General features: G+C 47.9%; 1 protein-coding gene. It reads left to right on the top strand.

Annotation, left to right across the window (positions count from 1 at the left end):
- Window positions 1–15: 15 nt before the first annotated feature.
- The coding region (locus tag NE473_RS32150; protein WP_502802877.1) for a phosphotriesterase family protein at window positions 16–288 on the top strand (273 nt) is incomplete at its 3' end.

The raw sequence follows: 288 nt of genomic DNA, 5'->3' as shown, positions 1-288 counted from the left end.
CTGGAGAAAAAGACAATGGAAGTGGCTGCAGCAGTCCATTTTGCAACAGGGGCGCCGATTCATTCCCATACGGAAGCAGGAACTATGGGTCTGGAGCAGATCGAACTGCTGAAAGCCGTGGGAGTATCGCTTGAGAATGTCAGCTTTGGTCATATGGACAGGAACATGGATCTATGGTATCACCGCAGGATTGCAGACACGGGAGCGTATCTCTGTTTCGACGGTATTGGAAAAACTAAATATCATACGAAGAGCAGTCTGATTACCCATATTCTGACACTGGTGAAG

It is taken from the genome of Hungatella sp. SL.1.14 (genome assembly GCF_024460495.1).
GTDB lineage: Bacteria > Bacillota > Clostridia > Lachnospirales > Lachnospiraceae > Hungatella > Hungatella hathewayi.
The sequence above is the reverse complement of the archived record's forward strand: the minus strand, read 5'-3'. Positions and strand labels throughout refer to the sequence as shown.